The 14,329-nt window shown below is 32.3% G+C and carries 9 protein-coding genes; 1 reads left to right on the top strand and 8 read right to left on the bottom strand.

The window, feature by feature from the left end:
* Positions 1-392: 392 nt before the first annotated feature.
* The 5 genes from AC6CHV_RS08050 to AC6CHV_RS08030 form a co-directional block, all read right to left on the bottom strand.
* Positions 393-1,619: a molybdopterin-dependent oxidoreductase gene (locus AC6CHV_RS08050; RefSeq protein WP_498078629.1), complete on the bottom strand. Its 1,227-nt coding sequence runs from the start codon at positions 1,617-1,619 to the stop codon at positions 393-395.
* Complete coding sequence (locus AC6CHV_RS08045) at positions 1,591-2,088, bottom strand: ATP-binding protein (RefSeq protein WP_498078628.1); 498 nt, start codon at positions 2,086-2,088, stop codon at positions 1,591-1,593. The genes AC6CHV_RS08050 and AC6CHV_RS08045 overlap by 29 nt, the downstream gene beginning before the upstream one ends.
* A gap of 68 nt (positions 2,089-2,156) precedes the next feature.
* The gene (locus AC6CHV_RS08040; protein WP_498078739.1) at positions 2,157-2,480 is read right to left on the bottom strand and encodes a HAMP domain-containing protein; all 324 of its coding nucleotides are present in this window, start codon (positions 2,478-2,480) and stop codon (positions 2,157-2,159) included.
* Positions 2,481-3,384: 904 nt separating this feature from the next.
* Entirely contained in the window at positions 3,385-4,587 is a 1,203-nt protein-coding gene (locus AC6CHV_RS08035; protein WP_498078627.1) for a RepB family plasmid replication initiator protein, read from the bottom strand.
* A gap of 1,835 nt (positions 4,588-6,422) precedes the next feature.
* On the bottom strand, positions 6,423-7,493 hold the full coding sequence (locus tag AC6CHV_RS08030; protein ID WP_498078626.1) for a DnaA N-terminal domain-containing protein: 1,071 nt from the start codon (positions 7,491-7,493) through the stop codon (positions 6,423-6,425).
* A gap of 1,054 nt (positions 7,494-8,547) precedes the next feature.
* Between AC6CHV_RS08030 and AC6CHV_RS08025 the strand changes: the two genes are divergently transcribed.
* Positions 8,548-9,825, top strand: a complete 1,278-nt coding sequence (locus AC6CHV_RS08025) for an ATP-binding protein (RefSeq protein WP_498078625.1) — start codon at positions 8,548-8,550, stop codon at positions 9,823-9,825.
* 298 nt (positions 9,826-10,123) lie between these two features.
* Here the strand turns inward: AC6CHV_RS08025 and AC6CHV_RS08020 are convergent, their stop codons facing one another.
* From AC6CHV_RS08020 to AC6CHV_RS08010, 3 genes are all read right to left on the bottom strand, one after another.
* Positions 10,124-10,330: a hypothetical protein gene (locus tag AC6CHV_RS08020; protein ID WP_498078624.1), complete on the bottom strand. Its 207-nt coding sequence runs from the start codon at positions 10,328-10,330 to the stop codon at positions 10,124-10,126.
* Positions 10,327-11,289 carry a DUF3231 family protein gene (locus tag AC6CHV_RS08015; protein WP_498078623.1) on the bottom strand — a complete coding sequence of 321 codons (963 nt, stop codon included), beginning with the start codon at positions 11,287-11,289 and terminating at the stop codon, positions 10,327-10,329. The genes AC6CHV_RS08020 and AC6CHV_RS08015 overlap by 4 nt, the downstream gene beginning before the upstream one ends.
* A gap of 1,125 nt (positions 11,290-12,414) precedes the next feature.
* On the bottom strand, positions 12,415-14,325 hold the full coding sequence (locus AC6CHV_RS08010; RefSeq protein ID WP_498078622.1) for a PTS mannitol transporter subunit IICBA: 1,911 nt from the start codon (positions 14,323-14,325) through the stop codon (positions 12,415-12,417).
* Positions 14,326-14,329: the final 4 nt, after the last annotated feature.

Below are 14,329 nucleotides of genomic sequence, written 5' to 3'. Positions count from 1 at the left end.
CCATTATTGAAAAAAGATAGGAGGCCGAGATGAGGCTTCATGGGTAATCTGAGGGAAGCTTTTTTTAGCTTATTCAAAGATCTTTACGATTGTGCTTATAAAAAATGAAGAGACTGGGACAAAACCCTCCTCTGAAAAGAAAAAACCTGTGAAATTTTACTAGTGTAAAATTTCACAGGTTTTGAGTAGTTTTTAAATAATGATAAGGAAATTCTCTATAAAAAATTAAGTTACCACACAGTATCCAGCCGGAAAGATGATGTGTCCTTATGTTAAAAGATTAATACATGAGTCAATTCGTTTTTCCCTTAGTTTTATTATGAAAATTACAACAAGAGATCACTTTTTAGATATCACCAATTCACCAATACCTTTACTATTATACAGTTAGTCTAGTTCACCCATGCATCTTGGGAGTATCCTCTTTTTTCCCAATAACCTATATGTTCGTAATCAATTACCTCAACTCTGTTCAACCACTTAACAGACTTGTAAGCATACATTTTTGGAACTATCAGCCGTACTGGCCCACCATTTTTTGTTGTAATCAATCCTCCATCTATTAAAACGGCTATCATAACATCATCTTGCATGGCTTGATCCAGTGTTAATGTATCAGTATAGACACCATCTGCCGAATACAACTTTATATATTTTGCTTCTTTTTTGACACCAGCTTGCTGTAATAGAGTTCTTAATGGTATCCCTTCCCAAGTGACTGAATAAACACTCCATCCAGTCACACAATGGAAGTCACTTACTTGGACATTTCTTTTTAGCTGAACAAATTGATCCCACTTATAGGTGCTCGGTTTCTCTACTAGACCGTCAATTTTAAAACTCCAATTCTTATCGTTTAGTTTTGGAACCTCTGTTACTGTATAGTAACGAAATTTCCCTCTCCTTCCACCACCAATTGGCGGGGCTGATTTTTCATCCGGTAAAGGGATTGGAGCAAACTGATTTCCGTTTGACATAGTCGCCTTTTTGCTAACTGATGGAAAATTTAAATGAAACCACTTCATAACCATAGGGGAAAACAAAATGACAATCATGCTACCACTAAACAAACGCAAAAAAGTTCTTCGCTTATAAATTGGATTTCCATCTTCAATTAGCATTGGCTCTTCTTTTATTTCAACTTTATTAATGCGCTTTTCTAGTTTTTTCAACCGTTTACTTCTCGTAATACTATGATATATGATATATGGAACCCCTACCCAAGTTGCAATATCATGGATGATTAACGCCCATGAGCTTACAAGCGACGGCATATACCTATGAAAAGCCAATAAAAAACCAGAAATAAGGAGGACAATTAAAATAGTTAATACAAGTCTAAGATTTATTAGATTTTTCTTTATTTTACTCAAGATTTTTACATGTGTTTTCATTCTAGGAATATAAAATAATAAGGGTATACAGCTAATAACACCTAACAAAATATGAAAATCTTTCATCAAAACACGTAAAGATGAAAAAGTAGAACGGAAAGTAGAAGAAAATAATAGTAAACCGGTCAAGCTTAATAAGAAAAACAAAATTGCATTATAATGATGTAATTGAATTAGCTTCTTACCAAACTTTAAATTACATTGAAATAAAATCTTCAAATTCACTCTTTTCTTCCACCTCTCTTCTATTAATTGGCAAGACAATAATAAATTCTCTACCTTTTCCCACTTCACTAGCTGCTGTTATGGTTCCGTTATGATTTTCTACAATTGTTTTCGCTATAGCTAGTCCTAACCCAGCACCGCCAAATTTTTTATTATGGGATTTCTCAATTCGATATGTTCTCTCAAAAATATGAGGAAGCTCATCTTTACTAATTCCTTCACCCTCATCTCGAATAGAGATTTTAATTTTTTCATGAAGTAAAGTATCAACTGAAACTGTAATTATTAATCCACCTTCTTCTGAAAAATGAATAGCATTGTCCAATAAATTGAATAAAACCTTTTGAAAATAAAATCGGTCAACATGAATTGAAGGAATTTGATTTGGAAGATTCACATCTATTTCAATATTTTTTTGTTCTATATGTATTTGCTCGTGCTCGAGGACTGCAAGTAATAATTCGTCCACACGTATTGGTTTGTAAATAAGTTTAATCCCACCTGAATCCAGTAAGGATAGCTGAAACAGCTGTTGTATTAGTTGATCAAGTCGCTCTGTTTCAAGATCAATCGTACGTAAATACCGATGGAATGTAGCGTCATCTCTACTATTCCATCTTGAATTGCAGTACCAAATGCTTTTATAGATGACATCGGTGTTCTTAAATCATGAGAGTTATTTGCTACCAATTCCCTCCGCGAAATCTCTGCCTGTTTAATTTGGGTAAAAGGTTCATTTAACCTGGCATTCATATGATTGAAACGGTTTGTTAATTCTTTTATCTCAGATGGACCTTTAACAGGAAGGGAATGATTAAACTTTCCTTTCTCCATTTGGTGAGACTGTTTAACAAGTAACAGAATAGTATTAACATACTCCTGATATAAGTATGAAACCTTGTTGGTGTAAGAATATCTGGTTCACTTTTTGTGGTACACAATTGAAAATTGCAACAAAAAACTGAAATTCAAACAAATCTTACTCACACTATAATCCACTGTTAGTTCGTAAAAAGCGCTTGGGTTCCAAGTTCCCAAGCGCTTTTAAGGACCATTCATTTTCCCTACGGGATTAAAACTATTTTATATTTAATAAAGTTATTCTCGAATCTATCCTTAACCAGAGTTTGAGAACAAAATATTATGATGCGGAATGGGTACCGACGATAACAGACATTGAATTTTTTCTATGCATATTGGTTATTATTTTTCAATTGCTGTTTACCCAATCACAAAAGAAATTCTATCCAAGTGTTAATTTGTTTAATTATTAGAACACGTCAACATACTGTTTTTCACCATAATGGTTTGCACTCATTGATAAAGCTAATCCTGCATACATTTTGTGGGGTTGAATATTATGTGTTCTGTCAACTCTAAAGTTACAAATTAAGGTATGTTTATAACAAAGTAATTTCTTTTCCTAAATGACTTCTCTCTTGAATTTCCCTTAAACTCCTGATTTTTGGATTTCTAATCCATTTTTATGAGTCAATCTTAACAATATTTTTCTGGATTGTCCACTCCATTTTTTTTTAAAAAAGGAGATAACTCAGTGTAGCCACATGTTAACTCCTATAGATGACCTTAATTCATTTCCTATAATTTAGGAACTTAGGAATACACATGCGATATCTGCGGTATAGAGTAAATGTTTAAATAGTCATTCTTCAATTGAATAAAAATAAAAGTAGTCGATAATTATTTTATTAACTTTTATTTTTTAAATAGAAAGAGCGTTGGTCCAAAACCAACGCTCTTTTCACTATATTCTACGTAAAGTTATTCGATAAGCTTGTTGAGCAAGTGGGTGTTCAAAATCACTATCTTTCAACGGATCCAATCCTGCTTGTCTGCGATCACGAACTACCTCTGTCATAATTTCAGTAAAATACTTGAGCATCTCTTCTTTATTTGCCTCTTTACTTATCAAACCTTCCTTTACCTTCTGTTCAGCAAAAAATGCATACCTACTAACTATTTTATTAATTTCTTCAAGCGTCTGAACTTCTTTTTCCTCTTCCGAGATGTCAGCATAATTATTTTCAATAGCTTTTACTATATAGCCACTTATGTTATCAATATCTTCTTTAGCTTTAGTATCGACAACATATCTAACATTTTCCGTTATCCGTTTGGAACTATAAGTAAGTGTCATTTGAGATGCAGTTTGTGGTCTTATACCGAATCTTACTAGTAAACCATAGGGTTCATCTTGTAACTCTTCTTGTTCAATTACGTCTTTAAGCAGCAATGTATTCTTTTTGATATGAAATACAAAACCAACTACTTTACGACCTCTTTTTATTTCATCATATGTAAAGCATAAATCTGTTTTTTCTTTAAGCTCCGTTTGCGCCTGTTTCAGTACCTTATCTTTAAAGTGACCATACTGACGATATTTAGTATCTGGAATATCCAAGACATATCGTAAATCAGTATACGACAATTCTCTTTTGTGCAATTTCTCGTACTGCTTTAATAATTCATACATTTTCATGGAATATTCACTACGTAATCGTAGTACATTCCGCAATTTAAAGGGGGTGTACTCTTTTTGGAGTTTTAACAAATATGGTTGGAGTTTCTTTGAAAATTCTAACTCAACAACCCCTTCACCCGAAAAATATTCCGAACTGGCCAACCATTGTACATTTAAAGCATTTCCATTTTCTGAAACAATCGTCAACATCTTTTTTTGCAAGCCTGTTACTACTTCCTGCACTTTACGATAGAAATTTTTTTCTTGAATTCCTAGTATATCCGCTAAATCTCTAACTTTAATTCTATGTAATCGAAAGTCTTCATCATTAGGTTGAATAAGACTAGCTAGTGTTAATATAATTCTACGTTCTTGTAAATTAAGGCCAGTAGGAGTTTCTATTAACTTATTTGATTGAGTAACTATATATTCTGGTGAAAGTTTAGTTGTTATAAGCTCCGCATCCCATGTCATTTGTTCTGTCATATGCTACCCTCCCACTTACTCATATCTTAAATATACATAAACATTCTGAAAGAATTCTACTCCTCAAATAGTGATACTTAATAAAATAACATAATAAATACTAACTATCACTTATGTAGGAGTGTAATACCCTTTTTATTTATGCTAACTATCACTAATTAATGAACTTATAATGCAACTTTTAACTATCACTAGTTAAGGAGTCTAGTCATTAAATAATCTGCAAAATAAGGTCATAAAGCTAACTATCACTAATGGTGGAGTAAAACCATATACAACTATCACTATTAAAGGAGTAAGTTCATTATTAAGTGGCATTTATAGAGTCTTATTTTAGTTATAACGCATGTTTATCCCAATTTAGTGATCTTTTAACAGTCTAATACTCCTGAAAAAGTGATAGTTCATAAATAAATAGTGATCCTTACTCCTCGAAACGTGATAGTTAAGTCAAAATCTCTCTTTATATTATATCGACTCCCCTTAAAGTGATAGTTAGACTCCTGAAAAAGTGATAATTAAGTAAACAACTAGTGATAGTTAGACTCCTGAAAAAGTGATAGTTTAGTAAGCTACTAGTGAGGATTAACTCCACGAATAGTGATTATTATTGTCAAATTTTGTTGATATAGGTGGGATTATCCTCCTTGAAAACAATTAAACATTAAATCAATTTATTAAATAAAATAAATATATATGTAAAACATAGGTAATTTAGAACTAAAAACCATATAAATCTTACATATAAATATCTAACACTCAATTACTTTATCATTACTTATTAACTATCACTAATTAAGGACTACATTACTTTAAATGAAGTAAACTATACAGCTGCTTTTTCTGCAAAAATTTCCTTCAATAGGCTTCTATCTTATTCTTTTATTCTAATTTTTCAATTTACCTTCTAAAAAAAGTAGTAACTGTATTTGATTCTTTTCTTTTTGTTTCATTTGAGAAAATTCAATTTTCACTGTAGATTTCACTAGAATTATATTCCTTCTTTAACCATTGAATGTTTATTTTACGACGACCTTACTAATCTCAACCTACTTTCCAAATGCTCATCGTTATTCAATTTAAACACCTTTTCTTTTTTAGTTTATTTATATAAAAAAATGAGAATAATAGAGACGTTTGAAAATATATCCTAATCATTCTCATCTGTAACCACCGTCATCAATACCTTTAAAAAAATTTTAAAAAAATTGAAGTCTATAAATTTAATTTTTTATTGTGGTAATTAACAGCATATTAAATTATTAAACAAGTTTATCTGAAACATATATATATAATATAAAAACTTTATTAAAAGATTGTATTTATTCGGGTTCAAATTTTGAATCCCCCCCCATTCAAAATTTGAACCCCTGTTACCACCATTCAAAATTTTAAAGGGGGGATTCAAAATTTGAATCCCCTATTTCTGTGGATAACTATATCTTTTTTCTAGGGTTCAAAATTTGAACCCTACCCCATTCAAAATTCGAATCCTAGGATTCAAAATTTGAACCCTAGATTTAAAAAATTGAATCCTATGATTTAAATTCTGAACCCCTATTTATTAAAAAAATAAAAAATCTCTCCAATAAGGCTAGAAGAGATTTTCAAAACCAATATCTAATTTTTTTTGCTACCCTCTTTTTACCCAATTCATAAGGGCTTTTTTATGATAATTCATTTTTTTCTCTAAAGGTATCATCAAACATTCGTCTTCACAATCAGATATAAAAATTCTATTTTTAGAAATGTAAATCTATGCCAATGATATTTTGCTAATAGATATATTCTATTAATGGTGCTCCTCCATCATAATATTGCTATATAATGTTAAACTAAATTTCACCTGCAACCGCGTATTCTAGCTCGTTAAAATGTGGATCCAACTCCCGAAGCTCTTCTTGAATTTGCTCATCATAACGAGTTACTAGCCAATCCTTTTGAAACTCATTTGTTGCATATATAAAGTACTTATTTCCTTCTTTAATGCAATATGTCCCTCTTAACCAAGTATCAAACGAAGGTTTTGAAATTTTAGTCTCCATCCCTTTTAAGACACCTTGCCAAACAATAATATCTTGTTCTTTTAAATGTTTTGGTTGAATGACAAATGAAAGCGACCTCATTTTTTCTTTTTGAACACTTGTTTCTTGTACTTTTTTTGCTTTGTTTAACAGTTCTCTGAAGATGTCTTCGTAGCTGACTGAATCTAGAAGATCAACAGACTCAGAATTTGCTATCATATGAGCTACATATTCATCGTGATCCTCTCGAAGTAGTTTAGGAAGACCTATTTTTTCTTTCTTCAATGCTTTTTTTATATGAGGTTCAAATGCATCATCAATCACAATTGACGGGTCCCCGCTTAATAATTTTTCGGTTAGTAATGGGACCTTTTTTCTAATTTTATAAATAGGACTTTCTTCAAGGTTATCTCTATCTTCATTGATCACATTAAACTTGTAGATAAAACCATATCTCTCGAGTATCTCTAAATAATTTCTTACCGTATTTTGTGACTTATTCATTTTCAAAGAAATTAGCTCAAGATTAGGATAACACCAATCCTTCTTACCATATGCATATCGCTTTAAGTGAGCATATAGGGCTAATCCCTCAGCGTTAAGGTAATATGACCAATAATCAAAAAGGTAATTATTTAGAACCGTGATCTCACCATCTACATAAGGGATATGGTGACCATACATGTCCAAAGATAATCCTCTAACTTCATCTTCTGTGAAAACCCGCTTTTCTAATTCTGGTACAAAATATGTTTCGAATTCTAGCCCCGAGTCTTTCCCTTTTTTTGAGCGTTGTCTTGGATATTTATTACCTGTTTCAACATATCGATAATAAGTAAGCTTATCTGTTCGCCCTTTTAAATTTATATAATCGTCAGACATAAAAATATCCCCCTTTCCCACCCACACAAGTCAATAGGAAATTAGAGGAATTTCTACCTTGTATATTTGTAAGCGTATGTGATACAATTAAGTTGTTAAAACAAGTAAGAAATCCCGCCTGTTTCGGTTTCATATAATCTTCTCAGTCCCAAACTGTTCATATTATATGGAATGGTATGGTGTGTTTTTTATGTATACGTTAACTTTTTACATCTTTTAGCCTATTTCTTAGAATAATACTCATAGATTGCTAACTATTATATATTATCAGATATTTTGACAAAATTCTAGAAACTTTGACATGGCCTTTTAAGAGAAAAAATCCCCTAAAATTGACACACTCACCTTTTGTGTAGTGTACTCATTTAGGGGATTTTCCTCTAGAATATTTAATTATCTATAAGAATAGCACTACTTTTATTGTAAATGAAAAAGATAGGAATTATTGAAATTCTTCTCGCCACGCCATAATTCACGGCCACCTATAAGAAACTTTATTCGCATGAGTCTTTTGATCTATTAATTACAAGACACCTGGGTCTTCACTATATTGCAAAGCACGTTCTAAAGTATCTCCATTATCTAATGTTAAAATGTCTTCTACTGTTAACTTTAATTCAGAACGCAAGTTGTGATTCAGCCTTTATACCTTCATATAGATTCACGTTTCCATTACTATATCAGCATAATTTGATTGAAGATATAGATTCTGGTATACCCAAAATTTATCTCAGCATACATGGGCTATACATCTGTTTCTGATTGACTCACTGATAAAAAAACTTTTTCAAAGGTTAAAATTGATGTCATATTATTATTCGGTTTACACCGAATTTTTTTTTTCACTTTTTTAAATATACTTGAGAATGAGTACTTGATAGTCTATTTGGAATATTTTATACTTGTGAATTGGGTTCGGATACAAATAAGCAAAAAAATAAGCAGTTTGAACTATGTATTTTGTTCCGACAATTTTTTATTCTTTTTCAAACTGATAATATACTAAACTTATGAACACAGTACTTTATACTTACTACTTTTGGAAGGTGCATCTATGCTAAGTTTGACAGATGTAATAAAACAGTTAGCCTTTAACGCTTTCTTTTTACTTTGCTTATCGCTTATCTTCCATCTATGGAATGAAAGAAAAAAGCGGAGTTCACTACCTATCAAATTCTTTATCCTGTTATGTTCAGTGATCTCAATCTTCTTTAGTATGATTTTTGAAGTAAATATCAGTGACTCATTGTCACTTAACATAAGTCATGTTCCTCTACTAGTCGTGGCTTTATATTGTCAACCAATTATGACGATAATACTTTCAATCTTTTTGTTTTGTATACAAGCTGTATTAAATAAAGAAATACTGGTTACGATTTCGATTCTTATAGTTGTTCTTCCTCCTTTGCTGTTTTTTGTAAAAAAGAAATTTTCAAATTGGTCAACAGCTAGCAAAGTAGGTTGGTCATTCGTTTTTGCATCAGTATTTTCTTTTCTTATTATTTTAATGAAAATGACCTATTCACATCTTAGTCTAATTCCTTCCTATGTTTGGTTTGTTTTTATTGTTTTTCCTTCCCTTGTTACTGCCATCATAGTCTATATCTCGGAAGTAATGTTAAATAACGTTTTACTAAAACAAGAAGCTGTTAAGAATGAAAAAATGGCCGTTATTGGCCATCTAAGTGCTTCAGTAGGGCATGAGCTTAGAAACCCCTTAACGGTGGTAAGAGGAGTTCTTCAACTATTAAATACTGATGAAGAAGAGAAAGAGGATTTTTATGACAAACGAAAAAACTTGTTTGACCTCGCCCTTTCAGAGCTCACTGCTGCAGATAAAATAATTGGGGAATATCTCACCCTTGCTTCGCCAGCTCCTGAAAAAATCGAGAAAATTAATGTAACAACTGAGATTGGGGCTACATTACAAATGCTTAAACCCTTATTAAATATGAACACTATAGAAATTGAAACTCAATATAAAGATAGATCTGCCAATATATTAGGGGAAAGCCCAAAATTTCGGAAAACTCTTTTGAATATATTAAAAAATGCCGTGGAAGCCATTCCTACTGAAGGAAAAATATGTATAAGTGAGTATACCAATAAAAATAAAGTTTATATTCAGATCTCTGATAATGGGGTGGGCATGAGTACTGAACAGCTTAACCGTTTAGGGGAGCCGTATTTTTCAATCAAAGGAAAAAACGGAACAGGTCTTGGTATGATGGTGGTGTACTCTATCGTAAAAAGTTTAAGGGGGTCCATTAAGGTTCAGAGTCAGAAAGGAAAAGGAACCCGTGTTTTACTATCTTTTCCGATTGAAAAGTAAAAATGGGCTTCTATTGCAATCATAACCATTCGAGAAAAGAAGTGAACCAAGACGGTAGACATATAAAAACTTAAGCAACTTGATGAGCCTGGGCGATATTCTACTGAACCCAGGTCTTTTAATTTTGATTTAATGCAATAAAAACTTTTGAATCTATGTACTCCTTCCAACTCACGCAACCAAAGGGCACAAAGTGTCTGCAATATATGTGATAAGCAAATTGGTGTTGTAGGGAATACATCTTTTAAAATCAATTTGTCAATTTTTTCGTTTTTCTTGGATAGTTTTGAACTACTTTCTAAAATAATGTTTCGAACATCATCAATTCATCAACGATATTCTCGTAGTACATAAAAATTAATTCTTTGCCCTTTTCTTTATAAGGATCCAAAACCCTAAATTCTACATCTTCACCATGGTTAAGCCTATGTTGAAAAAATTTATAGTTTTCTCCAAAGAGTTGGTGATTTTTTCCGTTTATTGCACCTTCTTCGATGTGATTCATTTCATATTAGTCCATTTTGCAACTGGGGGCTCATATAGCCAATCTTTTTTTACAAGTAGCTTAAAAACATCTTGAGAGAAGTCCTCAACATCTTTAATCAATTTTTTCAGACTTTTTATATGATCATTTTTATAACTCGAGGTCACAGCACTTTGTAAATTATTTATACCTACAGGATTTAAAAACATTATTAAATTTACAACTATTCGATCAGATAATGGTGCTGTATTTGAGGGAAAAACCAAAGACTCTAACCCCGTTGAAATTGATACGCCATTTTGTTTAAAAAGATCAGATATAACTGAAACCTGATTAAATGCAAGCTTTTTCCCTTTTATTATTAATTCCTTGGTGTTTATATCACTAACAGTTTCTACAAAACCAGTACATAACGCTAAACCAACATTATTACATTGCAAGGAACTAGATAAATGAGATAACTCAACTATGTTTAAAGGTCTTTTCTGTGTTGAAGCTACTTTTAATAAGTTGTCTTTTCTTACTTCTGGCTCTGTAAAAGCAAATGATTTATTCTGTAGAAGCTGCTTATTTTGTAATAATTCGAATAATAGTAAGTCAATTTTCGATAGCTTGTTTATTATGTCCATATAAAAAACTTTTACTTTATAATTTGTAAGTTCTGAGTACTGTATCACTAACTCTCGCAACCCATTTCCGGTAATGTGCTTTAATATTTCAATGATTAATTGATCTGAAAAAAGTCTAGAATTAATATGTAGTATATCTTCTTCAGTAAAGAAATGAATGCTGTTATATTGGTTTTCAGTAAGGAATCTCTCTGCCTCCTTTTCTTGATACGTAGACAATGATAATATTTCTTTTAAAATATTTTTCAATTCGTCGTCTTCAGCTGTTGCTTGAAAATATTTCAAAATAACATTTACCATATTTGAACTTGATTGTAGATACCATAGAAAACCTAGTTCGTTTACGTTCATTTTTCATTTCCCCTTAACGTTTAGTCTCATTAATAGGTTGTAATTAAATTTTGAATTTATTCTTTATTTTTTAATATTCTTTTCTGTATTTATGGCTGTGCTGTAAGTCAACCAGACCATTTCACACGGAACATATTAATAATTTATGAGAATAACAACTGTTTTAATGTGAGATAATATAATCACTATATAAGGTTTATGCAATATGCTTAAAAGAGGTGAATAAAATTCACAAGCTGATCCTGATAAACTAGCACTACTTACGGCACTTCAAGAGGGTCTTTTGTTAACTCAAGTACAACGAAATCCCAGACCAATTATCATTTGATTAGTACAATGATGAAACACATATACTCTTTCAAAAAAATATAAAAGCATTCGCATTAGGATTGATCTATACTTTATTAAATGCTTAATAGATTTCCATAATGATTTAATTAATCTTGCGAATAGCTTAAGGAAAGAATTATATAAGAGTGGGTATTTTGTTGGCATCCAGCGTGTTGGGAATCAATCTCTTTTCCTAGGGATACACTCCATAAGTGTTTCAGTAGAGACAGGAATTCGATGGAGTGTAATGTTCTCGAATACTTTCTTAATTTACTCCTCTTCAACACATGCCGAAGAGTAGACTGACACTTTGCTGCAAAATTGTGCTTGAATATAAAAAAGTCACCATCTTTGGAGTGAGGGTGACTTTTTTAAAAGACAACTTTATAGAATATGGAACTTGTCTAAATGGTGGATTTATAATCATTTCCGCTATTGCGCTTAATGGTCTTCATTAAACCTCTCCCGATATTTCCAGCTGAAAAAATGGACTACTTTTTTCACCAATACTCATTCCTTTCCAAATTTAAGCTGTAAGAAGTTTAAAGATGCTTTTTTTAGCTTTTTCCTATGCTTTTAAATTTTTTTAAATGGTTCTAGTACTGACTTCAAAAAATCAGCAAGGAAGAGTCGTATTATTTTCACTTTTTTAACCATTAGCTTAAACCATTGCCTTCTCTCTTGCTGTCATCATCATGTCCATCAACTCTTTTCAATCAAATTTATTCTATAAATGATTGAGATTCTTCTTAAAATGGAAGAAGAAAGATGCATGTTGCATCTTTCTTGCTTAACTTAATTTTCAAAGGAAGCTCCTATAAGATTTAGGATTTCATCCACTGTTTTTGCAGTGGCCATTTTTTCAACGTTTTCCATTTCAGAACAGGTAATAGCAATTGCAGACAGGATTTCTAAATGTCCGCCATCCTTCCCAGCAATACCGAAGATTAAACGAACTTTTTGTCCATCGTAATCAATGCCCTCTGGAATTTGAATGATGGTGACGCCTGATTTTCGAACACTTTTCTTTGCTTCATCTGTACCATGAGGTATTGCTACCCCGTTCCCCATATAGGTAGTTGTTATTTTGTCTCTTTCAATCATCGCCTCAATATAAGATTCATCTACATAACCACCATCTACTAAAACCCTTCCTGCAAATCGAATGGCTTCTTCTTTGGAAGAAAATTGTTGATTTAAGAAAATGTTTTCTTTCCTTAAAACATCTTGATTGGTTGATAGTGACTGATCTACCTTCTCTTTACTAGGTTTCTCAACAACAACATCCTCTGTTTTTAGACGTTCGATCAATTCATCATATTTTGGACTTGATAAAAAGTTATCAACTGAAATATGATATGCATTCGGTACTTTTTGTTTTGCACGTGGTGTTAGTTCCTCTTGTGTAATAACAAGTTTTGCATCACTAGGAAGGTTGCTTATAGCTGTGTTCGTAACCTTCATATTTAATCCAGCTTCTTTGACTTTTTTTCTTAAAAGTGAAGCACCCATTGCACTTGAGCCCATTCCAGCATCACATGCAAAGATGATATGGTTGTAATCCTTAGGGTTTAGTTCCTTGCTTGATTTATTAGAAGTTAGAGCACTTGCAACACTACTTTTCCTACCTTTCATGGTTTGCATTTTTTCAGATGCTTCTTCAATACTTCCATCTTTTGCTTTGCTTGTTTTTAAGATAAGTGAAGAAATAACCAGCGAAACTAACGCTGCCACTAATACGCCAGCGATATTTGCAAAGTAGTTTCCAGAAGGTGTTACAGCAAGAATTGCTAGGAAACTTCCTGGAGAAGCTGGAGCTACTAGACCTCCACCAAGAACGGATAAAGTAAATACTCCACTTATTCCACCTAGAATAACAGCAATGAATAACAGTGGATTCATTAACACATACGGGAAGTATATTTCATGGATTCCACCAAAGAAATGAATAATACTAGCACCAGGAGCTGTCTGTCTTCCTGTACCCTTCCCAAAGAAACAGTAGGCTAACAGAACCCCAATACCTGGTCCAGGGTTTGCTTCAAGCAGGAATAAGATGGATGCTCCAGTTTGTTTTACCTGTTCAATACCAATTGGTGATAATACACCATGGTTAATAGCATTATTTAAAAAAAGTACTTTTGCTGGTTCAATTAAAATACTTGTTAACGGTAGTACACCTACATCTAGCATCCATTCCACTCCAAGCACTAACCATCCAGTAAGCGTACTTACTCCTGGCCCAATTAACGAGTATGAAAGAATAGCAAGTATGCCACCTAGAATCCCGGAAGAAAAGTTATTTGTTAACATTTCAAAACCGGTTTTGATTTTTCCTACTAATAAAAAGTCAAACTTCTTGATGACCCATCCACCAATCGGACCCATGATCATAGCTCCTAGGAACATTGGTATTTCTGCTCCAACGATAACCCCCATTGTCGCAATAGCACCAACGACACCTCCACGAGTGTCATAAATAAGTTTACCTCCAGTGTACCCTATTAATAAAGGCAATAAATACTTTACCATTGGGTCCACTAATGATGCCAATTCCTTATTTGGAATCCACCCTGCATCAATAAATAGAGCAGTAATTAATCCCCACGCTATAAACGCTCCAATATTTGGCAATACCATCGAACTTAGAAAGTTCCCAAACTTCTGAACCCCTACTTTAATTCCACCTTGACCTTGTTTAACCATTTTG

This window comes from Ferdinandcohnia sp. GQ5, from assembly GCF_059759275.1.
This window is presented reverse-complemented; position numbering and strand designations above follow the sequence as displayed.